The following is a 23,735-nucleotide window of genomic DNA, read 5'->3' as shown; positions in this document are numbered from 1 at the left end:
AAAAAACCGATGGTTGAACAAGTAGCTTGTTCATCTATCGGTTTTTTTATATTTTTAGGTAACCTTATTCACTTGTTTCCTCCATACTTTCTATTTTATCTATAACATCCGAGTCATCTGCGTCATGTGTCTCATCTTTTTCTTGATTCAAATGATGGAGAATCGTCTCAGCTGTTGGTTTTGGAATCCCAAGCCGGGTCATCGTATCAAGATCCGCTTGTTTTATTTCCGTGATAGACTTGAAGTGAGACAACAGTAAGCGGCGGCGTTTTTCCCCGACACCAGGTATTTGATCGAGTTCTGAACGAATGGCATTTTTTCCGCGTAAACTGCGGTGAAACGTAATCGCAAATCGGTGAACTTCATCTTGAATACGTTGAATCAAATAAAAACTTTGCGATTTGCGTCCTAGATTAACCACCGTCGGTGGACTTCCATACAACAACTCACTCGTTTTATGTTTATCATCCTTCGCCAGTCCCGCAAGAGGTATATCTAACCCAAGTTCATTCTCAAGCACATCACGTGCCGCCGTCATTTGCCCTTTACTCCCGTCAACAAGGATCAGATCTGGAAGTGGTAAACCATCTTTTAGCACTCTTGTATAACGACGACGAATGACTTCACGCATTGTATCATAGTCATCTGGTCCTTTAACGTCACGAATCTTATATTTTCGATACTCTTTTTTATCCGGTTTACCGTCGATAAAAACGACCATCGCACTAACGGGATCGGTCCCTTGGATATTCGAATTATCGAAGGCTTCAATCCGGTGTGGCGTGTCAATTTGAAGAATGTCCCCTAACGTTTCTACCGCTTTGATTGTCCGTTCTTCATTACGTTCAATCAGTTGGAATTTTTCTGATAGCGCAATTTCAGCATTTTTACCTGCCAAATCAATCAATTCTTTCTTTCTCCCGCGATATGGAATCGTCACATCAATCTTTAGTAATTCTTTTAACATCTCATACTCAATCGGTGCCGGCACAAGAATTTGTTTCGGCTTTAAGTGATTTTGATGTAAGTAGAACCGCCCAACAAAGGTCGTGAAGACATCTGTCGGTTCATCAAAGAACGGGAAAATAGAGACGTCCCGTTCGATGAGTTTCCCTTGACGTATAAAGAAGACTTGGACACACATCCAGCCTTTGTCATAGCTAAAGTTAAAAATATCACGGTCTGTTCGATCTTCTAACGTCATTTTTTGTTGTTCCATCACCGAATCGATGTGGGTAAGCTGATCACGCAATTCTTTCGCGCGCTCAAAGTTTAAATCTTCGCTCGCTTGATACATTTTTTCTTGGATGGTTTGTTTGATTTTTTGATGACCACCTTTTAAGAACCGAGAAATTTCTTGAGTAATGTCTTTATAAAAGTCACGACTAGGTGGGGTGTCGCTACAAGCGAGACATTGACCTAAATGATAATACAAACAATACTTTCCTGGTGGATTGTTGCACTTTCTAAGAGGGTACAATCGGTCTAATAATTTTTTCGTTTCTCTTGCGGCTAATACGTTGGGATAGGGGCCAAAGTAACGGGCCTTATCCTTTAATACTTTTCTTGTGATAATGAGCCTAGGATGGCGTTCATTCGTAATTTTTAAATACGGATAGGATTTATCATCTTTTAATAAAATATTGTATTTCGGATCATATTTCTTTATTAAATTCATCTCTAAAATTAATGCTTCAATTTCTGACGATGTCACGATATATTCAAAATCAACAATCTCTTGAACGAGACGCTGCGTTTTTTGATCATTGGCGCCGGTGAAATAGCTCCGAACACGATTTTTTAACATTTTTGATTTACCGACATAAATCACGGTGCCATGCTTATCTTTCATCAAATAACAACCAGGCTCAGCCGGTAACACTTTCAACTTTTCTTCAATCTGACTCATTATCTCACCTCTTTTACAGTGCTTTTATTATAGCACGTGTGTTCTCTTTTAAAAACCAAGAAGCACACCCACGATTGTGAGCGTGCCTCTTTTATCGATGAATCTTGATCATGTATTATTCTTCTGCATTCTCATCAGATGATGATTCATTCGTTTCGGTATCGTCTGATGCTTTCGTTCCATCTGGTTCTGAGCCAGTCGATTCCTCTTCTGCTGCTGGTTGTTCCAAGAGTTCAAAGACACGAAATTCTAACTCTTCATTGACGGCCCCTTGGATTTCTGAACCTACACCGACAAATGGTAACAGATCACTAAGTGAGATATCTGCTTTATAAATCGCACCATCAATCATAAAGTAATACACGGTATTGCCTTCGACAACCACTTGGGCAATCTCTTCAACGCGTCCCGTTAATTCAGTTAATTCCTCGTCTGTTTCAATATCTTCTACAATACTGTCTGTATCAGTATCACCTGTCACTTGTCTAATTAAACCATCCACAGTTTCGGCGGTTTTAACTTTTTGGTAATCAACCGCATCCACTAAGGCATATGAACGGACAAGGCCTGAATCGTCTTTTAAAGATGAAATATAATAAGGTTTATTTTCAAGACTAATGAGCAGCGGGAAGGTTGAGGTAAAGCGCATTTGTTGCAAGCTACCTTCAGCTGATTCCATCGCAGAGAATTCATCTGCCGATGTAACGGGATAATATGATGCTTCTTTCGTGCGTAAATTAACCAAGTAAAAACCAATATTTGATGCGTCACGATTGACACTCGTCACGCCGGTATATAAATAAACATCGTCTTGCATCGGAATGTAGTTATAGCCGTTGGTGGTTTGTGTCACCCCTTGTTTTTGAAAGACACTGTTCCAAAAACCATTAACATACAACCCTCGGTAATTCAGTTGTTGAATAATAAGCTCGGCGGCATAAATCCGATCCACCCAATCCGGCATGTCTTGTAATGAATAGGCAGCCGTCTCACCTGTGACCGCATCAAGCACAATGACACCGTTCGGCTCTTGTTGGGTAAAGAGAAACTTATTTTCATATGTTGTTGCAATATAGTGTGGGTGTCCCTCATCGTCTACTTCAAATGATGGGGTTTGAAACATCTTGGTTGGATAGTTAAAGCGTAAGTACCGCTTCACATTACGATTAAATAACTCAGCATCGGAATATTTAATGCCATCTTCTACATCTTCAACTGTGACTTCACCTGAAACCATATCAACCGTTAAGTAATTCGGCAAGCCTTCTTCACGGTTGTTTAGCCACTGCATAAAGCCGGCATATTCCAGTGGGGTTACCCGGTACGGTTCATTCGCAATATTGATTTGCGTATACGTTTCTGCGGGTACAAATTGGGAGACAAGCACTGTTAAAGAGCCAATTCGACGGTCTCCTAAACGTTTAGCTGTATCACGGTCAAGCATCGGAATTTGATCCGTCGATAATGTTGGAAACTCTGTTTCAAAATCTTTTTCCTCTACTTCAATTAAAGCAGCATAGTCTTTCGCACGAAAGACTGGTCCATTAAATAATTGTAATATAAAACTAATCCCAATAAAAATCAGCACAAAACCAAAGGCATAATATTTTTTACTTAACTTTCTAAGGGCTTGTGGAGAAAAAACTGAATCAACTAAAATTTCAATAAACATAGCAACTAAGACTATCACAGCCAGGTAACTTCTAAAACCTGGCGACTGGATATTGAGTGGCGGAAGGACAAGATAATAACTGATCCCGATACCAAGTAAAAACAAGGCATACAGCATTATTTTAGCACGTGATTTTTTCATAAATGTGAGACTCCTTTTTTGAACATGATATGTAAAATGTTACTTATTTAGCATAGCACACGCGCGAATTAAAAACAAAAATAACCGTAAAAAAAAAAGGAGCCGCTCGGCTCCTTTTTTCATCTTATGCGTGGTGGTTGATACGTGCTTCTAATGCTTCTTTTGGTTGGAAACCAACAACTTGATCAACAACTTCGCCGTCTTTAAAGAATAGCAATGTTGGGATACTCATAACGCCGTATTGACCTGCGGTTTGTTGATTTTCATCAACGTTTAATTTTGCGATCGTTACTTTATCTGACATGTCATCAGACAGTTCTTCTAAAACAGGTCCGATCATTTTACAAGGCCCACACCATGGTGCCCAGAAGTCTACTAATACTAAACCTTTAGATGTTTGTTCTTTAAACGATTGATCTGTTACTTTTACAGTTGCCATTATATAATTCCTCCTAAAAAAATGTTCTCAATGATATCTACAATGCCAAGTATACCACCCAGGGGTTTTTTTTGGCTAGCGTTCTGCTCACACTTACTTGAACTCAAAAATCGTGACGCCACTACCGCCTTCTTGCGCACTTCCAGCGGTCGCTGATTTAATATGACGATGACGTTTGGCAAATTCTTGCACACCTTTTCTTAAAGCACCGGTGCCTTTACCATGAATAATCGTCACCCGTGGATAACCTTGAAGTAAGGCATCATCAATATATTTTTCTAGTTGTTGCAGTGCATCTTCATAACGCTCTCCGCGTAAGTCTAGCTCTGGCTTTGTATCAGAGCCTTTATTTTTAACAGTTGCGACCGGACGCGTGACCGTTTCTTTTTTCGGTTGTAATTTTTCAAGCTGATTTTTCTTTACTTTCATTTTCATCATACCGACTTGTACTTGAAATTCTTTATTCGAAATCTTTTCAACAATCGTCCCGTTTTGATTGAGCGTGACTAAGTGAACATCATCCCCAACTTCTAACGTTTCATCTTTCACTTTCTTGTCCACTTGTTTTTGTTGCTTCTTCGTTAATGATGGTTTAGCTTCATCAAATAATTTACGTGCTTCAATCCATTCGTGTTCCTTTAATTCGTGCTGGGATTTCATCTCACGGATCGTTTGAACAACCGCTTCCGCTTCCGCGCGTGCTTTTTCAACCGCCTTTTCTGCTTTTTGTTCTGCTTTTTCAAGTAACCGGTCACGTTCTTGTTCAAATTCCTGCCACTTGCGTTCTAAGTCACGTTTTAGCTCAGCCGCTTCCTCGACATAAGCTTCTGCCTTTAAGTAATCATCTTCTGCTTGACGTCTTGCGGTATCAAGTGAAGCAATCATGTGATCCACACTCTTCGTATCTGTGCCAATCAACTCTTTTGCTGCGAGTATAAGTGACTCATCCAGTCCAAGACGACGAGAAATATCAAACGCATTACTACGACCTGGTACACCAATCAATAACCGGTAGGTTGGTCGTAATGTTTCAACGTTAAATTCCACCGAGGCGTTAATGACGCCGTCACGGTTATACCCATACGCCTTTAATTCAGGGTAGTGCGTTGTCGCAATGACGCGTGCTTGTTTTTTTACGACTTCATCTAAAATCGCCATCGCTAGCGCTGCCCCTTCTTGTGGGTCTGTGCCTGCCCCTAACTCATCAAATAACACTAACGTCTTGTCGTTAATATGCGCGAGAATATCAACGATATTCGTCATGTGTGATGAAAACGTACTTAAACTTTGTTCAATGGACTGCTCATCACCAATATCAGCAAAGACGTCTTCAAACACCGCGAGTTCACAGCCATCTTGGGCTGGTACTTGCAAGCCTGATTGGGCCATTAAGGTGAGTAAACCGACAAGTTTTAATGTGACCGTCTTACCACCGGTGTTCGGCCCGGTAATGACAATCGCATGATAATCTTCACCTAAGGTGATATCATTGGCGACCACTTCTTCATCCGTTAAGAGTGGATGACGGGCTTGTTTCATCTCGATAAAGCCACGATCATTCATTTTTGGCATCGCCGCATGCATTGCTTGTGATAATTTACCACGCGCAAAGATAAGATCTAAAGCACTTAACACGTCAATATTATGTCTTAAAGCGACGTGTTCTTCTGCGATTTTCAGTGACAATTCTTTTAAGATTTTCTCAATTTCGATTTGTTCTTTTGCTTTTGCTTCTGACAATTGATTATTCACATCAACCACGGCTTGTGGCTCCATAAATAATGTTTGGCCTGAGGCTGATTGGTCATGGACAATCCCACCGATGGCTTGACGATATTCTTGCTTGACAGGAAGCACATAACGGTCATTACGAATCGTCACAATCGCATCAGATAGCATATTCGACTTTGTTCGGGTCAACGCCTCTAAACGTTCTCTGATACGTGATTCACTCGTTCTAATTTTTGAACGAATCTGACGTAAGGCATCTGATGCCGCATCCATCACATGACCATGTTCATCAATACATGACTTAATTTCTCGCTCAAGCGGAGATAACGGCTCAAGTTCTTCCGTTAACGCACGAATAAGCGGCGCCTCAGGTTCTTCCATCTGATCCATGAAGCGTTTAATATTTTTCGTTCCATATAAAGTACTCTGCACTTGTAGACACTCAGCGGCACTCAAAATCCCGCCGATTTCTGCCCGCTTTACACTCGGACGAATATCACTAATCCCGCCAAAGGGTAGCGTTTGATTCAGCCGCAATACTTGGACAGCTTGATCGGTTTCTGCTTGTAAGTTTAAAACCGTCTCCAGGTCTGTCTTTGGCTTCGTTTGCTTGGCAAGTGTTTTACCAAGTGATGTATCTGCTTTGTCTATTAATCGATCAATAATTTTATTAAACTCTAATACACGATATATTCTTTCATTCATCGAATCACCTTATTCTTGTTTTTTCTTCCAGTATGCTTGTAGTTCTTCTAATGACCACGTATTGACGATCGATTCTTTTGTTAACCAGCCACGTCTAGCGACACCGACGCCTTCTTTCATAAACTCAAGCGTCTCTTTACTATGAGCATCCGTATTGATCGTGATCTTCACACCTTGTTCTTGACACACGTTAATCCATTCACTATTTAAATCAAATCGTTTTGGATTAGCATTGAGCTCTAAGATGGTATGTGTCTCTTTCGCTTTTTGAATCAGTTGTTCCATATTTACTTTATACCCGTCTCGCTTACCGATCAGGCGTCCCGTTGGGTGAGCAATATGTTTTACGTAAGGATTCTCCATGGCGTTAAACAGACGCGTCATGATCTCTGCTTCTGTTTGGCTAAATGATGAGTGAATCGCCCCAATCACATAATCAAGTTCTTGTAAAAAATCATCATCAAAGTCAAGCGTGCCGTCCGGTAAAATATCCATCTCAACACCGGCTAAAATCGTGAGTTCTGGAAAGCGTTTTCTCACGCGTTCAATCTCTTCGCGTTGCTCTCTTAACCGGATTTCATTTAAACCGTTCGCTACCCGTAAGAATTTTGAGTGATCAGTGATCGCTATATACTCGTAACCTTTGTCACTCGCAAATCTAGCCATTTCTTCAATCGACTGGGCCCCATCACTCCAAGTCGTGTGCATGTGTAAGTCGCCTTTTATATCTTCAAGTGTGACTAACGGATGAGTTTTTTTATAAGTCTCAATCTCGCCTTTCGCTTCTCGAACCTCAGGCGGAATCTCATGTAAGTCGAAATGTTGGAAGAAAGCTTTTTCTGAATCAAAGGTTACAACCTCACCTGTTTCAACATTTTCCACACCGTATTCACTGATTTTTTCCCCGCGCGCTTTGGCGAGTTGACGCATCATGACGTTATGATCCTTTGAACCCGTGAAGTGATGCAATGTCGTCGCAAAAGCTTTATTCTCAACCATACGAAAATCAACACTCACATCATATTTGTCTTCAATCACAACGGACACCTTCGTGTCACCACTTGCGATCACTTCTTTCACACCCGCTAACTCTAGCAACTGTTCTTTAACAACCTCTGGTTGTTCCGTTGCGATAATAAAATCTAAGTCTTTCACTGTCTCACGCATCCGGCGCATACTGCCAGCGATACTAAACCGTTTGACACCGTCCATTGACCCAAGGGCTGTTTCAATGTTTTGACGTACCCCGCGTACCGCATCAAAGGGTAAGCGTTCTGGTTGGGCGTTTAAGTTCAACAAACCCGCTAAGATTTTTTCTTCTGATTTTTTACCAAAGCCTTTTAAGTCAGCGACCTTGTGGGTTTCACATGCTGCCTGTAAATCAGCTATATTCTCAATCTTAAGCTCTTGATACAATTTGGCAAGCTTTTTACCACCAAGACCTTGAATATCGAGTAACGGAATTAAACCTTCTGGGACTTCTTGTTTTAAAAGGGTAAGTGTTTCTGATTCACCATTAGTTAAGTATTCCGTGATCACGCCTTGCGTACCTTTACCAATCCCTTTAATCGATGACCAGTCATCAATCTCACTTAGGGCTCGAGTATCCGTTTCAAGTGCTTGGGCTGCTTTGCGATAAGCAGAAATCTTAAATGGATTTTCTCCCTTTAACTCTAAGTAAATCGCAATCTCCTCAAGTAAATGAATAATATCTTTTTTATTAATCGCATCTGTATTCTTCATCACAATCTCCTCCTATTCGTAAGGAAAGACCCTTGCACAAAATACAAGGGTCTGTCATGTTCATCCATTAAAACCATAAATCCATGATCTGGTTTGAAAAGATCGGTGTCTGTTCAATCATAAACCGAGCAACATTTGATTCGGCAATGATGGCTTGTATTTGTTCTACTGGTAACAACGATAAAACAAAAACAATAATAAACAACACTAAGTACTGTTCGAAAAAGCCAAATACGGCCCCAAGTCCTTTATTCACGATATTAAGTAGTGGGAGTTCCGCAACGAAGTCAAGCATCGCCGTGATAATTGATAAAATAATTTTCGTCACAAAAAACAAGACAACAAAAGCAATCATATAGTAATAAGCTGCCTCCAAGTTAAACGTTGCTTCAAAGAAAGCCCACGTATCTCCTTCGAGTGGCGGATAAGGAATATACATCTCTAGCATGTCCCCAAACGATTTATAAAAACGCGAAGCAACGATAAACGCTATAAAGAAGCTAACGAAATGAAAGACTTGGACGATCAGACCTCGTTTCATTCCACGTAAAATACCAAAAATCAGTAACAACATTAAGATTAAATCCATCATTTTAGTTTTAGTCCTCTTTCTTATTCAATTTTTGTTCAAGGGCATCATAAGCCTCTTTTAACTTTAAGTAATCATTCATTGTATTCACGGCTGTTAACACAGCTAACCGTGTTGTATCTAAGCTTTTATTCGCTTGATAAATTTCACGCATTTTATCATCAACCACACTTGCGACCATGCGCATATGATGAATGTCTTCATCACCGACAAGTGTATAATTTTTACCATATATATCGACGTTGGCACGTGTTTTTTTCGCCTGGGTCACCTGTATACCCCCTTTAATAAAATCCTAATATTAATCTTAACATGAAGTGTGTGATTTAGGAAACTATTCTATCCCTATTTTCTCTGATATAATGACACCATACCAATGAAAGAGGAGTGCTTATGGGACATATTATCCTTCACGTATCTGATGATACACTAAAAGACATGACCAATGACTATCAACCTTATCAAACGAAGACACCGCAGCATGCGGTATTTCAAGCAAAGAAAAACGGTGTCACGATTACCGCCTATCGCTCAAAAAAAGTGATGTTTCAAGGGCAGAACCCTGAGTTAGAAGCCGATCGCTGGCAGTCAACAAAGACGCAAGCTTCAACGAAAAAGACAGTCAATCAACACGACTACATGCCTGATGAGTCACTGTATGGGCAAAACACGATTGGATCTGATGAGACCGGTACAGGTGATTACTTCGGGCCGATGACTGTATGTAGTTGTTATGTTACAAAAGACCAGATTGCTTTGCTGAAAGAACTCGGCGTGAAAGACTCTAAAAATTTGAACGATGAGACCATTCAGACATTAGCCAAAACGATTTTACAATTAGAGATTCCCTATTCCCTTGTGATTTTACATAATGAAAAATATAATCGCCTGCAGAAAAAAGGCTGGTCACAAGGCAAGATGAAAACGATGTTGCATCATACCGCCATCACGAAATTGCTTAAAAAAATAACGCCTATAAAACCTGACGGGATTATTATTGATCAATTTGCAACACCGAATGTCTACATCAAGCATTTACAATCTGAACGAAAAACATTACCTGTCGGTACGTACTTTGTCACAAAAGCAGAATCCCACGCGATCAGTGTGGCGTGCGCGTCGATTTTAGCACGCTACAGCTTTGTGAAAGAGATGGATAAACTAAGTAAAAAAGCCGGCTTCACGTTACCTAAAGGCGCTTCTAGTAAGGTTGACCAAGCCGCCAGTTATCTCGTTAAAAAACAAGGCTATGATAGCCTTAATCATTTTGCGAAAACTCACTTTAAAAACACAGAAAAAATAGCGGCTTACTTAAGAAAATAAGCCGCTATTTTTTCTTAATAACTTTTATTTTTACGCGCGTAAAACAGCACCGTGTGTTGATTTGACTGCGGCTAATACTTTTTCGTAACTTGCTTCTACTTCGTCATCCGTTAATGTACGAGACGGGTCTAAGTAGCGTAAGTTAAACGCGAGTGACTTCTTACCAACTGGTAAATGCTCACCTTGATACACATCAAACACATGTAAGCTGTAAAGGTGTTCACCAGCCGCTTGTTTAATCGTCGCTAACACATCACCACTTGGCACCATCTCATCCATGACTAAGGCAATGTCACGTGACATTGACGGAAAACGTGGAATGTGATTAAAGTTCGGTTCAAGGTCCACATGGTCATACAGATACTCTAAATCTAAATCAAAGACATACACTGCTTTTAAATCATATGACTTGGCTAGCGTTGGGTGGACTTGACCGATAAACCCAATCGATTGATCGTTGTGATACACTTCTGCCGTTCGACCTGGATGCATACCATCAATCTCCGCTTGACGGAAGGTAACGTCAAGGCCTAAGCGATCAACCAATGTTTCTACAATCCCTTTGGCTACATAGAAATCAACCGCTTTATGTTCTTGTTGGAATGGGTGTGTCAGCCATTGACCGTTTAGAATACCCGCTAAGCGGTTTAATTCTTTTGGTTGTTTCGTGATTTCTTTTTCATCAGAAACAAATACGGTTCCGACTTCATAAAGGGCAAGATCTTTTTCTTTACGTGCTTGGTTATAACTCGCGACAGCTAATAGTTCGGGTAATAAGCTTAAACGTAATGTCGAGTGTTCTTCACTCATCGGCATCGCTAAGCGTACCGGGCTAACAGCTTGCGTTTTAATATCAGGTGCAACAAGGGTGGTGGCCCGTTCTGTTGTCGTTAGTGAATAAGTAATGGCTTCAGACAGACCAGCCCCTTCCATCACCTGTTTAATAAAGCGTTTTAAGGCTTGACGTTCGGTTAATTTACCAGCAAATTGGCCACCTTCTGGTAACGTATAATCTAAATGATCATACCCATAAATTCTTGCGACTTCTTCTAACATATCTTCAAAGATGGTAATGTCTTGACGACGTGTCGGTACGTGGACCGTGAAGGTTGACTTATCTTGATCATAAGTAAATTGTAATTTATCTAAAATGATCGCAATGTCTTGATCTGTGATGGTCGTACCTAGACGGTCATTGATACGTTCTGTCGTGATGACCACATCTTTTTCACTGTAATCAAGCGCATCATATTCACTTACCCCTACGCAGATTTTGGCGTCGGCATATTTTTCAAGTAAATGTAGCGCACGATATCCGGCACGCTTGACACGATTAGGATCCACGCCTTTTTCGAACCGGGTACTTGACTCACTACGTAAGCCGTGATCTTTCACTGCTTGACGTACACGTTTACCATCAAAGTAAGCCGCTTCAAGTAAGACCGTTGTTGTCGTCGCACTCACCTCTGATTCAAAACCACCCATCACACCCGCAAGAGCCTGCGGTGCTTGTCCGTTCGTGATGACTAAGTGCTGATCACTTAACGTACGGGTTTCTTCATCAAGTGTGACAAATGTTTTATTGTCTGCTGCACGTCTCACAACAATCTGATCTGATCCGAATTTATCCAAGTCAAATGCATGTAAAGGTTGACCATATTCAAGTAGCACATAATTTGTGATATCAACAACATTATTAATTGGACGAATGCCTGCTGCCATCAAGTAATTACGCATCCATAGTGGCGCTGATTTAATCGTCACATTTTTTGCGACAAAGGCCCCGTAGTAAGGGTTATCATCTGTCGCTTCAACTTTTACTGAAACGCGTTCGGTCGCTTGTTCATCTGTCGTCGTATACGTCTCATCTGGCAGGATCACTTCTTCATTTAAAATCGCTGCCACTTCATAAGCAACCCCAAGCATACTTAGGGCATCTGAGCGGTTAGGTGTTAAACCTAATTCTAAAATCGCATCATCCAAATTTAAGTACTCTGTCACGTCACGTCCTACTTGGACTGACTCGGTAAAGACAAAAATACCGTCCGCTAAGTCTTTTGGCACATATTGTTCCTTGATGCCAAGTTCTTGCAAGGAACAAATCATACCGTTAGACTCTACCCCGCGTAGTTTTGCTTGTTTAATTTTAAAGTTACCTGGAAGAACGGCACCAACTTTAGCAACAACCACATGTTGTCCCTCTGCTACGTTGGGGGCACCACAGACGATTTGGAGAACCTCATCACCGACATTAACCTTCGTGACATTTAATTTATCCGCATCAGGATGCTTCTGACATGATTCAACATAACCAACAACAACATGGTCTAATTGTTCTGAAACATATTCAATACCTTCTACCTCAATACCTGTTTTTGTAATCTTATCTGCGAGTGATTCAGGTGTTTCCCTACCTAAATCGACATATTGTTTTAACCAATTTAATGATACTAACACAGCTTTTCCTCCTCGTTCATTATGCTTGATGATATTGCGCTAAGAATCGTTGATCGTTTGTGTAGAAGTGACGAATATCATCAACGCCATACTTCAACATCGCAATCCGCTCTGGTCCCATACCAAACGCAAAGCCACTATAAATCTCAGGGTCATAACCTGCCATCTTTAGCACGTCTGGGTGAACCATGCCTCCACCTAAGATTTCAATCCAGCCTGTCTGTTTACATACAGAACAACCTTTTCCGTGACAGACTTTACATGAAATATCCATCTCAACCGATGGTTCAGTGAACGGGAAGAAACTTGGACGCAAACGAATCTCACGTTCTTCTCCGAAGAATTGTTTCGCAAATTGATTGAGGACACCTTTTAAATCACTCATGCGCACATTCTTATCGACATAAAGGCCTTCGACTTGCGTGAACTGGTGGGAGTGTGTGGCATCATCGGTATCACGACGGTACACTTTCCCAGGACAAATCATTTTTACGGGTTTATTGCCTTTATATTCCCCCATTGTTCGCGCTTGTACAGGTGACGTGTGCGTGCGCATCAATAATTCTTCTGTTACGTAAAAAGAATCTTGCATGTCACGTGCGGGATGATCTTTTGGTAAATTCAGTGCCTCAAAGTTATAATAATCTGTTTCAACTTCAGGCCCTTCTTTTACTTCAAAGCCCATCCCGATAAATAAGTCTTCAATCTCTGTCACAATCGATGTCAATAAATGTGGACCACCAAGCGTAACAGGACGACCTGGTAACGTCACATCAATCGCTTCTGCTTTTAATTGTTCATTGAGTGCTTCCTCTTCAAATACCTGTTTCTTTGCTTCGAGCGCTTCGGTAATGGCGGCTCTCACTGTGTTAGCCAATTCACCAACAACAGGACGCTCCTCAGCGGAAAGTTTCCCCATGCCTCGTAATACTTCTGTGATGGGCCCTTTTTTCCCTAAATAGCCAACACGCACAGCTTCAAGTGCTTTTAAATCGTCTGCTTCATTAATTTTTGTGAGTGCTTCTTCTCTTAATGCTTGTAATTTGTCTTGCATCTTTATATCCTCCCTTTCATCGTTTCCTTTTTTGACAATATAAAAAGCCCCTCCCAAAAAGGGACGAGGCTATCAGTCGCGGTACCACCCTTGTTGATAAAGTTCACACTTTACCCACTTTTATTTGTTAACGAACGGTGTTGTCCGGTATCATTTTACTTTTTAATCGCTTAAAAAGGTCCCATGAACAGCTCCCGAGTGAATTCAGTTCTACGCTTCACGTGTTTTGCTTCCAGTCTAGACAAAACATCCCTCATCATGAAGCCGTGTAAAACTTACTTGGCTCGTTCTTCGCTTTTTATATCGTCATGATTAATTTTCATACATATACTCTTTAGTATAGTGAAAAAACCGTGGGCTTGCAATGGTTGAAATGAAAATTCAGCCTTTCTTTAACACTTTTCTAAAAAATAACTAGAAATCATGAGGGCATTTAACATTATCACTGAAAATAATACAATAAAATTCCAGCGGCCACGCCGACATTTAAGGATTCAGCACGACCATTAATTGAAATTTTCACCTTCAGATCGCTTAGTTCTTGTATGTCTGATGCAACTCCACTGCCCTCATTACCGACAATCACTGCACAACTGTCCGGAACTGTCACTTCCTCAAGTGGCACGGCTTCTTCTAAGGTCGATGCGATGAGACGAACGCCACGAGCTTGTAAGTCAGGAAGCAGCGTTTGTAAATCGGCCTTTACTACTGGTAAATGAAAGAGTGATCCTTGGGTTGCTCTAATCACTTTATCGTTAAATAGATCAACTGTCCCTTTCCCTAATATAACGCCGTCATAATTAAAAGCGTCAGCTGTGCGAATCATCGTCCCTACATTTCCAGGGTCTTGCACGTTATCTAACACGAGTATTTTTTTAAATTGATCGGTTTGATAAGTTCTTATGTTCACCACCGCTATAATACCTTGTGGGGATGGTGTGTCAGCGAGCGCTTTAAAGACTTGATCTGTGACCACTGTTTTCGGATAATTTGCGATCCATGCCTCATATTGTCTGTCCTCACGCACAATCAATTGTTCTATATCCCAGTCACTTCCGAGTGCTTCTTCAACGAGATGATCGCCTTCAAGTAGAAATTGATCCGTCTGTTCGCGGTATTTTTTCTTATGCAATTTCATCCATTGTTTAATTGTGTCATTTTTTGTTGATGTAATCATCGTGTCACCCTTTATCTTCGTTCAATTTTAAAATATCTCCTCTATCATACATAACTTGGCTAACTTTGGTCAAACTATATTTATCAACCAAAAAAGGAGTACAATAATGAACTTAAATATTCGTGTCGCACTTAAAGAAAAATTACAAAATGTCACCCCACAAGAGTTAGAACAAACCATTTCTGACGCCATTAACTCAAATGAGGAACAACTCTTACCTGGCCTTGGATATTTATTCGAGCTTCACTGGCAACAGTCAACCCAAGAACATAAGGACGCTTTACTCAAAGAACTTTCAACATCGCTTCAAGCATAAGCTGGCCAAACGGCCGGCTTTTATCTTTGTTAAAGTCTTTACTTTTTATCACGCTCACGCTAAAATGTATATGAGCTATGTAAAAATTAACAGTCCAATTTAAGATACACCTAAGGGGTGAGCAAGATAGATATTCAACTCATGCAAGCGATGATGAAATTACAATCAACCAGTCAATTTAGTCAAACAGACACAACTCAACCACCCACTCTTGACTTTTCTAGTATCATCAGTCAAATAGATACGTCTGATCATACACGCATCCGTGATCTCGTTGAAAATCAGTCATCCATGGAACAATGGATGATGCCATCACCGATCAAGATTAACTACTCTGATGAGTCCATGAACACCATTATTAGTGAGGCCAGTGCGAAATATGGTGTCAGTGAACAATTGATTCGGGCAGTGATTCAAACAGAATCAAACTTTAATCCGGATGCTGTGAGTCATGCCGGGGCGGCTGGATTAATGCAACTCATGCCGAAAACGGCTGAAGGTTTAGGGGTGACCGACCGATTTGATCCTTATCAAAACGTGATGGGTGGGACAAAATATTTAAAAGAAATGTTACATCGATATGATGGCAATGAAACCCTCGCCCTTGCCGCTTACAATGCTGGTCCAGGTAATGTTGACCGATATGGCGGTGTGCCACCATTTACTGAAACAACCCGTTATGTCGAAAAAGTGACGCGTTTACTTGGGTAGCTACCCTTTTAAAATACTTTATGATAAACAACAAAAATATATATAAAAAGAAAAGGATGGCCAGCTGGCCATCCTTTTCTTTTTATATGATGATCGTCATTTACACGCCTATGTTAGTTGTCTTACTCTTTAACCAAACGTGATTGTCTTCACTGTCTCTTCATCTAATTGTTTAATCACTTCCACAATTAATTTCACCGCGTTATCTAAATCATCTTGATGGATGATCGCCGCATGTGAGTGAATATAACGCGTCGCCACACCAATCGATAACGTTGGTACGCCGTTAGCGGTTAAATGAATCGAACCACTATCAGTGCCGCCCATCGCAATCGTGGCGTATTGATAAGGAATGTCGTGTTGATCTGCTGTTTCAACGACTAAGTCGCGCACCCCTTTATGTGAAATCATCGAGGCATCATAAATAATAATCTGTGGACCCTCACCAATCTTACTATCAGCTTCATTCGCTGAGATACCTGGTGTATCTCCTGCGATACCTGTATCAACCGCAAAGGCGATATCTGGTTGAATCGTATTGGCTGCTGTCTTTGCGCCTCGCAACCCAACTTCTTCTTGAACGGTACCAACACCGTAAACAACATTTGGATGATCGGTATCTTTTAATGCTTTTAATACTTCAATCGCAATCGCACAACCGACGCGGTTATCCCATGCTTTAGCGAGTAATAATTTTTTGTTTTTCATCGGTTGGAATTCAAAATAAGGTACGACCGAGTCACCTGGCTTTACCCCAAACGCTTTAGCTTCTTCTTTACTTGACGCACCGATATCAATAAACATATCTTTAATATCATACGGTTTTTTCCGCGCATCAGCCGACATAATATGCGGCGGTTTTGACCCAATAATGCCTGTGACATCCCCGTTTGATGTCATAATGGTCACACGCTGAGCAAGCATCACTTGTGACCACCAACCGCCAATCGTTTGGAAGTAGACAAAACCTTTTTCATCAATACGTGTCACCATCATGCCAATTTCATCTAAGTGACCGGCGACCATCACTTTCGGTCCGCCTTCTTTCCCGACTTTCTTCGCAATTAAGCTACCGATGCGGTCTGTTGATACTTCTGTCGCAAAGGGACGAATATAGCGGTCCATAACGTCACGCGCTTCTTTTTCATTACCTGAAATCCCTTTTGCTTCTGTTAGTTCTTTCAACATCATTAGTTTTTCATCCATTTACATGACCTCCCAAAGTTGATGGATAGATCCATCATTCTTTTTTATTCTGATTAATAATCACTATCTTGACGCTTAAAGTTAACATCATTTTTCTCATGATAAGCCGTTAAGATGTCCTCATCACTAAAGCCAAGCTGACGCGCTAACTTTAAATACAATTCAAAGACAATCAAATAAGTCTCTTCATCTTGTTGATCTTTAAAGTAATCAATCGCTCGGTACATTTGATTAAAGAGTGCGGTCGTCGTGGTCTCTTGTTCAAACGGTTCGGCTTTTTCAGGTGTTAAACCTTTGACTAAACCGAGTGAGAGTAAAAAGTGAATCCCATCAACATACTCTTCGAGTATGACTTGTTTTGGACTCGGTTCTTTCACACTCCAAAATTTAAAGCAACGCGTTTCGTTGGCTAATTCACCAATTTCTACAAATAATGCTAAAATCTTTTCTTCAAATAAATCACGCGACGTTAAGTCATGCTTTTGTTCAATATAATCGTCTAATTCTTTTTGACGTGTAAAAAGTTGTGTCAGTTCCATTTTGACGTCCTTTCTTCATATGTAGTCTTATTCATTTTAAAAGGTCCAATCGAAATACGCAAATATAAAGACAATGATGAGAAGTTCAATCATCGAAAGAATTGGTAACCCAAACTTGAATAAGCGATGTTTTGTTTTATGCCTGAACAGTTGCATCCCGAAATAAGTACCCGGTGAACCAAAAAGGATCGCAGTAAGCCACAATTGTTTTTCTGGTAGACGCCACTGATCTTTCATTGCTTTTCGTTTATCTATTCCCATTTGAACAAAGCCAATGAGATTAATTAATATAAGATAACTGATAAATAGTGTCATTGTACTATCCCCGCATTCATTTGTTGCATAACGAAAAGAGCTGTCTTCTATATAAGAAAACAACTCTTTGATCATGTGTTAATTATTTGTTTAATGCTGCTTTAGCTTGCTCAGTTAACTGTGCAAAAGCTTTTTCATCAGAAATAGCAAGTTCTGCTAACATTTTACGGTTAACTTCGATACCAGCTAATTTAAGACCGTGCATTAGACGGCTGTATGAAAGATCGTTCAAACGTGCTGCAGCGTTGATACGTGCAATCCATAATTTACGGAAGTCACGTTTCTTTTGCTTACGGTCACGGTATGCATACTGACCTGATTTCCAAACTTGTTGCTTTGCTACTTTAAATAGGGCATGTTTTGAACCATAGTACCCTTTTGCTAATTTTAATATGCGTTTACGACGCTTGCGTGTGACTGTTCCACCTTTAACACGTGCCATAATAATTCCCTCCTATATATCTTACCGAAATCTAATAATTTGTTATCTTGGTAACATTTGATCAATACGTTTTTGATCGCCTGCAGACACAAGGCCACCTTTACGTAACTTACGTTTTTGCTTCGTTGATTTGTTTGCAGCTAAGTGACTGATATATGCACTTCCGCGCTTTAATTTTCCTGAAGCAGTTCTTTTGAAACGTTTTTGAGTGCCTTTATGTGTTTTCATTTTTGGCATGAGTAGTTCCTCCTTAAAAGCATATAAATTAAAGCTTATTTTTCATTGATTGGCGCAAGCATTAAGAACATGCTACGGCCTTCCATTTTAGCTTTTTGCTCAACTGTTGATAAATCTTTACATTCTTCAGCCATTTGCTCAAGAACTTTACGACCTAAGTCTTTGTGTGTAATCGCACGGCCACGGAAACGGATCGAGACTTTTACTTTATCTCCCTTTTCCAAGAACTTACGTGCATTACGAAGTTTTGTGTTAAAATCATGTTCTTCAATACCCGGGCTAAGACGGATTTCTTTGACGTTAATGATTTTTTGTTTCTTACGTGCTTCTTTCTCTTTCTTTTGTTGCTCAAAACGATATTTACCGTAATCCATGATACGGCATACTGGCGGCTTGACATTTGGTGCGACAAGAACTAAATCTAAATTACGTGTTGCAGCAATATCAAGCGCCTCATTACGAGACTTAACACCTAGTTGATCGCCATTAGAATCAATAAGACGAACTTCACGTGCGCGAATATTCTCATTGACATTCATATCTTTGCTAATAATCATCCACCTCCGAAATTTTTTAAAAGCGGCATGAACTATGACCGGTTCTTGTTAGAACCTGACCTTCCAATAGTCATTGACAAGTGTATAAAAACTTAGCCATTAAAGACAATAAAAAAAGTGTCGGTACTTGTAAGCACCCACACATATCCTGTCATCTTCAAAAATTCAGAATGTGATAACCTGGCAACTACAATCATTGTGTCGATCAGGCGAGAAGCGGGTGCCTCTACTTGTCTAAAGATCATATTCAATTTCACTTTTCCTATCATAGCATCTCTTTACTACCTTGTCAACGAAAATCGCTGTATTTTTATTTAAATATGTGGGCCAACAAGGGGCAGTCATGGAAAGCGTCGTATTAAAACTGCCCTCTACTTATTAGCATCCTATCAGTTACAGGTCGCAAACACACGCATTTATCCTACTAACGCATCGGGTGGAAATCTTTAATTGTTTCTAGAATGCGATCAATTTCCACAAGCAGATCCTCTGTTAACGGTTTGTGAAGCGCTTCGACATTTTCATCAATTTGTTCGGTTCGGCTGGCACCGATAATCGCTGAAGCAACATTATCTTGTCTAAGAATCCAGCGCAACGCCAGCTGCGCCATCGTAAAGTCATTCGCCGCAGCAATTTTACCAAGTGACTCCACCGCTTGTAACACACGGTCATCAAAATAACTGTTAATCACAAAGTTTGTCTCATCATTGGCTGCTCTTGAAGCTTTTGGTGGTGCTTCGTTCGGTTTATATTTACCCGTTAGTACCCCTTGGGCAAGTGGTGAAAAGACAATTTGTCCGATGCCATTACGATGAGAGGTGTCGATGACATCTTCTTCGATATAGCGCTCAATCATGTTATAAATCGGTTGATTTGAAATGAGGGGATGTAATCGGTAATCCCGATTGATCGTTTGCGCCCGTTCTAAGTCAATGCTCGAAAATTCACTTACTCCTTTATAGAGTATTTTCCCTGCGCGTACTAAGTCATCTAAGGCCATCATCGTCTCCTCTAGGGGCACATGTGGGTCTGGCCGGTGACATTGATACAAATCAATATAGTCAAGATCTAAACGCTTCAAACTTTGATCACACTGTTCAATAATGTGCTTACGCGATAACCCGCGGTAATTAACACCTTCTCCCATTGGGAAAAATACTTTCGTTGCGACGACGTAACTAGAGCGTTGGTACTTCTGTAGCGCTTTTCCGAGTACCCGTTCGGCCTCTCCTTGTTCATAAGCGTTGGCGGTATCAAAAAAATTAATACCGTGTTCATAGGCGCGGTCAATACAGGCCTCGGCCGTTTCATTACCGACAGCTTTTCCATACGTCAACCAGCTGCCGAGCGCCAACTCACTGACTTGTAAACCACTCTTACCTAGATAGCGATACTGCATAAATAGTCCTCCTTATGTCAAACCGTAGTTTATTCAATTGTCCTTACTCTTTTAATTCGACACACAGGTTAAAGATTCCTGCATTAAAAAAGTAGCGTCAACTTTGATTTAAGTTAACGCTACTTGTTAGAGTGTTAGAGACGAACGTCATTTAAAAGACGTTATTATGATTCTTTACGTGATTTTTTCTCAATATCTTGTTTCATTAAGGCAATAAAATCATCTTGCGAGACAGTCACTTGATCTTGTTCTCCGTAACGACGGACATTGACCGCATTGTCTTCCATTTCTTTATCACCGACAACGAGCGCAAATGGAATCTTTTCTGTTTGCGCCTCACGAATTTTATAGCCAAGTTTTTCTTCACGCATATCGAGTTCCACGCGGAAACCTTCTAATCTGAGACGATCTTCTAACTTTTTCACATAATCCTGGTGAACATCATTTGATACCGGAATAATGCGCGCTTGAACAGGTGCTAACCAGGTTGGGAAGGCACCTTTATATTCCTCAATTAAGAAAGCCACAAAGCGTTCCATCGTTGAGACAACTCCGCGGTGAATAACAACAGGACGGTGATCTTTACCGTCTTCACCAACATACGTTAAATCGAATTGTTCTGGTAAGTGGAAGTCTAATTGCACCGTTGATAACGTCTCTTCTTTACCTAAAGCCGTTTTCACTTGAACATCAAGCTTAGGACCGTAGAAGGCCGCTTCACCTTCAGCCTCAACATAATCAAGGTTCATATCTTCCATTGTTTCTTTTAATAGCGCTTGTGCTTTTTCCCACATCTCATCGTTATCCACATATTTTTCTGTGTTATCTTTATCTCGATAAGATAGGCGGAAAGAATAATCTTCAAAGCCAAAGTCACGGTACACGTGTTGGATCAGTTCTACCACGCGAATAAATTCATCTTTCAATTGATCCGGACACGCAAAGATATGCGCATCATTCAGTGTCATCGCACGCACACGTTGCAGACCTGCAAGGGCACCAGACATTTCATGACGGTGCATCATACCAAGTTCTGCGATACGTACTGGTAAGTGACGGTAGCTGTATAATTGGTTTTTATATACCATCATGTGATGCGGACAGTTCATTGGACGAAGGACTAAATCTTCATTGTCCATTTCAAGTGTCGGGAACATATCATCTTTGTAGTGATCCCAGTGACCACTTGTTTTATAAAGCTCCACACTTCCTAAGACAGGGGTATAGACGTGATCATAACCGAGACGTTCTTCTAAGTCGACAATATAACGTTCAACCATACGACGAATGGTTGCGCCTTTTGGTAACCATAGCGGCAGGCCTTGACCCACTTTTTGCGACACAGTAAAGAGATCGAGTTCTTTACCAAGTTTACGGTGGTCACGCTCTTTACGCTCTTCAAGGACATGTAAATGATGCTTTAAGTCTTCTTTCTTAAAGAAGGCTGTCCCGTAAATGCGTTGGAGCATCTTATTGTTGCTGTCTCCACGCCAGTAAGCGCCTGAGATACTTAATAATTTAAAGACTTTTAATTTGCTTGTTTGTGGCACGTGGACACCGCGACAAAGGTCAAAGAATTCACCTTGTTCATAAATCGTCACTGTCTCATCTGCCGGGATCGCTTCTAATAGTTCAAGCTTTAAGTCATCACCAATCGCTTTAAAGCGATCATACGCTTCTTGACGTGACACTTCAATGCGGTGGATTTCAATATTTTCATCGACAATGCGTTGCATTTCTTTTTCAATTTTCGGTAAGTCTTCTGGAGTTAATTGATGGGCCATATCGATATCATAGTAAAAACCTTCTTCAATCGTTGGTCCGACACCGAGTTTAACCTCATCGCCGAATAAGCGTTTCACTGCTTGTGCCATAAGGTGAGCTGTTGAGTGACGTAAGATTTCTAACCCTTCAGCGTCACGTGACGTGATAATCGCCATTTCACCGTCGTGCGGCAATGGACGACGTAAATCAAGTAAGTCACCGTCTAACTTGATGGCGACAGCTTGCTTTCTTAAGCCTGGTGAAATGGACTGTGCAACGTCTTCACCTGTTGTTCCTTGGTCAAAAAGTTTTTCGTTTCCATCTGGAAAAATTAATTTGATTTGTTCTGCCATATATTTCACTCCTTAAAATAGTCAGTTAATCACAAAGGCCAATATAAAAACGCCTATCCCTTTGCGATTACCGCAAAGGGACAAGCGTTATGCTCGTGGTTCCACCCTCATTCCCAAACAACTCTGTTTGGCTCATTCAAACTCATGTAACGGTGAGTACCCGCCAGCTTCCTAATTAAGTCACTCGTTCAGAAGTGGAGTTCAGAGGTGGTAATTTTGTGGGTGTGTATAGAAAACTTTCAGCACATGGTTTTCCTCTCTAGTTACACAGCGACCAAAAATATTGTCCTCATCAAAACTTTTACTTTTTAATTATGATTTGTATTATAGTCTTGTCTATTAAAAAAATCAAGAGGTGAATGAATTTCATAATTCTGAGGCCTTGCGGCCCAATGGTTTTGAAGCATAAAAAAGGAAGTACCTCCCCAAGTCTTGTATAATGGTAAGTAACCAAACTAAACCAAAAGACTGGAGGAGAACTCCCTATGCCTATTATACGACAAGAGAGTTTATTTAGCATTAATGAATTATATGCAATGGAACCTACCCAACGATATGACGCTATTATTTCGGTCATTGATATTGACCACATTTACCGTGAGGTAAGTAAAAAATCACGTCTTGGAGCTCCGGAGGAGCTTAACTACGCTGCTATGATTATTTCTGTTTTTATAAGATATGTTGAGCGTATTCCTACAATTAAAGATTTGGTCAAACGCCTAAATGAAGATATAGCTTTCAAGATTAACTGTGGATTTCTTGTGTCTGATCATATCCCATCCGAAGCTTCATATTCACGCTTAATTACCAAGCTGAGTGATTCTCATTGTCTTGAAGAGATTCAAGAGCGTATTGTTCTAGCTGCCATTCAAGAAGGTTTTATCGTTGATGACACTGTGGCGATTGATTCTACGCACTTTAATGCGCGAGATCAAGCACCACCTAAAGAAGATAAA

At 40.6% G+C, this 23,735-nt stretch carries 22 protein-coding genes and 3 other annotated features; of the genes, 4 read left to right on the top strand and 18 right to left on the bottom strand.

What is annotated here, in order from left to right; translation table 11 throughout:
• Positions 1-64: 64 nt before the first annotated feature.
• The 7 genes from uvrC to zapA form a co-directional block, all read right to left on the bottom strand.
• Complete coding sequence (uvrC, locus tag BM390_RS12505) at positions 65-1,909, bottom strand: excinuclease ABC subunit UvrC (RefSeq protein ID WP_371859891.1); 1,845 nt, start codon at positions 1,907-1,909, stop codon at positions 65-67.
• Positions 1,910-2,024: 115 nt separating this feature from the next.
• Complete coding sequence (locus tag BM390_RS12500) at positions 2,025-3,722, bottom strand: hypothetical protein (protein ID WP_089855188.1); 1,698 nt, start codon at positions 3,720-3,722, stop codon at positions 2,025-2,027.
• 124 nt (positions 3,723-3,846) lie between these two features.
• Positions 3,847-4,161: a thioredoxin gene (trxA, locus tag BM390_RS12495; protein WP_062320908.1), complete on the bottom strand. Its 315-nt coding sequence runs from the start codon at positions 4,159-4,161 to the stop codon at positions 3,847-3,849.
• Positions 4,162-4,254: 93 nt separating this feature from the next.
• Complete coding sequence (locus tag BM390_RS12490) at positions 4,255-6,597, bottom strand: endonuclease MutS2 (protein WP_062320910.1); 2,343 nt, start codon at positions 6,595-6,597, stop codon at positions 4,255-4,257.
• A gap of 9 nt (positions 6,598-6,606) precedes the next feature.
• The gene (polX, locus tag BM390_RS12485; RefSeq protein ID WP_089855185.1) at positions 6,607-8,340 is read right to left on the bottom strand and encodes a DNA polymerase/3'-5' exonuclease PolX; all 1,734 of its coding nucleotides are present in this window, start codon (positions 8,338-8,340) and stop codon (positions 6,607-6,609) included.
• A 67-nt stretch (positions 8,341-8,407) separates the two neighbouring features.
• Complete coding sequence (locus BM390_RS12480; protein WP_062320911.1) at positions 8,408-8,932, bottom strand: CvpA family protein; 525 nt, start codon at positions 8,930-8,932, stop codon at positions 8,408-8,410.
• A 7-nt stretch (positions 8,933-8,939) separates the two neighbouring features.
• Positions 8,940-9,200 (bottom strand): cell division protein ZapA, encoded by a 261-nt coding sequence (gene zapA, locus BM390_RS12475; RefSeq protein ID WP_062320913.1) that lies wholly within the window; start codon positions 9,198-9,200, stop codon positions 8,940-8,942.
• A gap of 122 nt (positions 9,201-9,322) precedes the next feature.
• Between zapA and rnhC the strand changes: the two genes are divergently transcribed.
• Positions 9,323-10,252 carry a ribonuclease HIII gene (gene rnhC, locus BM390_RS12470; protein ID WP_062320915.1) on the top strand — a complete coding sequence of 310 codons (930 nt, stop codon included), beginning with the start codon at positions 9,323-9,325 and terminating at the stop codon, positions 10,250-10,252.
• A 30-nt stretch (positions 10,253-10,282) separates the two neighbouring features.
• On the opposite strand, the gene pheT is transcribed toward rnhC, so the two are convergent.
• From pheT to BM390_RS12455, 3 genes are all read right to left on the bottom strand, one after another.
• Entirely contained in the window at positions 10,283-12,709 is a 2,427-nt protein-coding gene (pheT, locus tag BM390_RS12465) for a phenylalanine--tRNA ligase subunit beta (RefSeq protein ID WP_062320918.1), read from the bottom strand.
• Between the two features lie 19 nt (positions 12,710-12,728).
• Positions 12,729-13,763, bottom strand: a complete 1,035-nt coding sequence (gene pheS / locus BM390_RS12460; RefSeq protein WP_062320920.1) for a phenylalanine--tRNA ligase subunit alpha — start codon at positions 13,761-13,763, stop codon at positions 12,729-12,731.
• 56 nt (positions 13,764-13,819) lie between these two features.
• Positions 13,820-14,064: a binding site (T-box leader), on the bottom strand.
• Between the two features lie 141 nt (positions 14,065-14,205).
• A complete protein-coding gene (locus BM390_RS12455) occupies positions 14,206-14,940 on the bottom strand; it encodes a TrmH family RNA methyltransferase (protein ID WP_089855182.1) in 735 nt (244 codons plus the stop codon).
• A gap of 106 nt (positions 14,941-15,046) precedes the next feature.
• On the opposite strand from BM390_RS12455, the gene sspI reads away from it, so the two are divergent.
• Together sspI and BM390_RS15815 are read left to right on the top strand one after the other, a co-directional pair.
• Entirely contained in the window at positions 15,047-15,256 is a 210-nt protein-coding gene (sspI, locus tag BM390_RS12450) for a small acid-soluble spore protein SspI (RefSeq protein WP_062320922.1), read from the top strand.
• 126 nt (positions 15,257-15,382) lie between these two features.
• Positions 15,383-15,967: a lytic transglycosylase domain-containing protein gene (locus BM390_RS15815; protein WP_062321019.1), complete on the top strand. Its 585-nt coding sequence runs from the start codon at positions 15,383-15,385 to the stop codon at positions 15,965-15,967.
• Positions 15,968-16,096: 129 nt separating this feature from the next.
• Here BM390_RS15815 and BM390_RS12440 read toward each other — a convergent pair whose 3' ends face one another.
• The 8 genes from BM390_RS12440 to thrS form a co-directional block, all read right to left on the bottom strand.
• Positions 16,097-17,173: a M42 family metallopeptidase gene (locus BM390_RS12440; RefSeq protein WP_062320924.1), complete on the bottom strand. Its 1,077-nt coding sequence runs from the start codon at positions 17,171-17,173 to the stop codon at positions 16,097-16,099.
• 53 nt (positions 17,174-17,226) lie between these two features.
• The gene (locus BM390_RS12435; protein ID WP_062320926.1) at positions 17,227-17,712 is read right to left on the bottom strand and encodes a dUTP diphosphatase; all 486 of its coding nucleotides are present in this window, start codon (positions 17,710-17,712) and stop codon (positions 17,227-17,229) included.
• Positions 17,713-17,748: 36 nt separating this feature from the next.
• The gene (locus BM390_RS12430) at positions 17,749-18,027 is read right to left on the bottom strand and encodes a DUF1294 domain-containing protein (protein WP_062320928.1); all 279 of its coding nucleotides are present in this window, start codon (positions 18,025-18,027) and stop codon (positions 17,749-17,751) included.
• An 82-nt stretch (positions 18,028-18,109) separates the two neighbouring features.
• On the bottom strand, positions 18,110-18,469 hold the full coding sequence (gene rplT, locus BM390_RS12425; RefSeq protein ID WP_062320929.1) for a 50S ribosomal protein L20: 360 nt from the start codon (positions 18,467-18,469) through the stop codon (positions 18,110-18,112).
• Between the two features lie 42 nt (positions 18,470-18,511).
• The gene (rpmI, locus tag BM390_RS12420; RefSeq protein WP_062320931.1) at positions 18,512-18,706 is read right to left on the bottom strand and encodes a 50S ribosomal protein L35; all 195 of its coding nucleotides are present in this window, start codon (positions 18,704-18,706) and stop codon (positions 18,512-18,514) included.
• A gap of 35 nt (positions 18,707-18,741) precedes the next feature.
• Entirely contained in the window at positions 18,742-19,245 is a 504-nt protein-coding gene (gene infC, locus BM390_RS12415; protein ID WP_143103185.1) for a translation initiation factor IF-3, read from the bottom strand.
• A gap of 123 nt (positions 19,246-19,368) precedes the next feature.
• Positions 19,369-19,501, bottom strand: a sequence feature (ribosomal protein L20 leader region).
• A gap of 186 nt (positions 19,502-19,687) precedes the next feature.
• Positions 19,688-20,662, bottom strand: coding sequence for an aldo/keto reductase family protein (locus tag BM390_RS12410; protein WP_062320933.1), 975 nt, complete (start codon positions 20,660-20,662; stop codon positions 19,688-19,690).
• A gap of 164 nt (positions 20,663-20,826) precedes the next feature.
• Entirely contained in the window at positions 20,827-22,779 is a 1,953-nt protein-coding gene (gene thrS / locus BM390_RS12405; protein WP_062320935.1) for a threonine--tRNA ligase, read from the bottom strand.
• Between the two features lie 73 nt (positions 22,780-22,852).
• Positions 22,853-23,084 (bottom strand) — a binding site (T-box leader).
• A gap of 180 nt (positions 23,085-23,264) precedes the next feature.
• On the opposite strand from thrS, the gene BM390_RS12400 reads away from it, so the two are divergent.
• A partial coding sequence (locus tag BM390_RS12400; RefSeq protein WP_143103128.1) for a transposase occupies positions 23,265-23,735 on the top strand: 471 nt, incomplete at its 3' end.

This window comes from Halolactibacillus miurensis, from assembly GCF_900116255.1.
Classification (GTDB): Bacteria; Bacillota; Bacilli; order Bacillales; family Amphibacillaceae; genus Halolactibacillus; species Halolactibacillus miurensis.
This window is presented reverse-complemented; position numbering and strand designations above follow the sequence as displayed.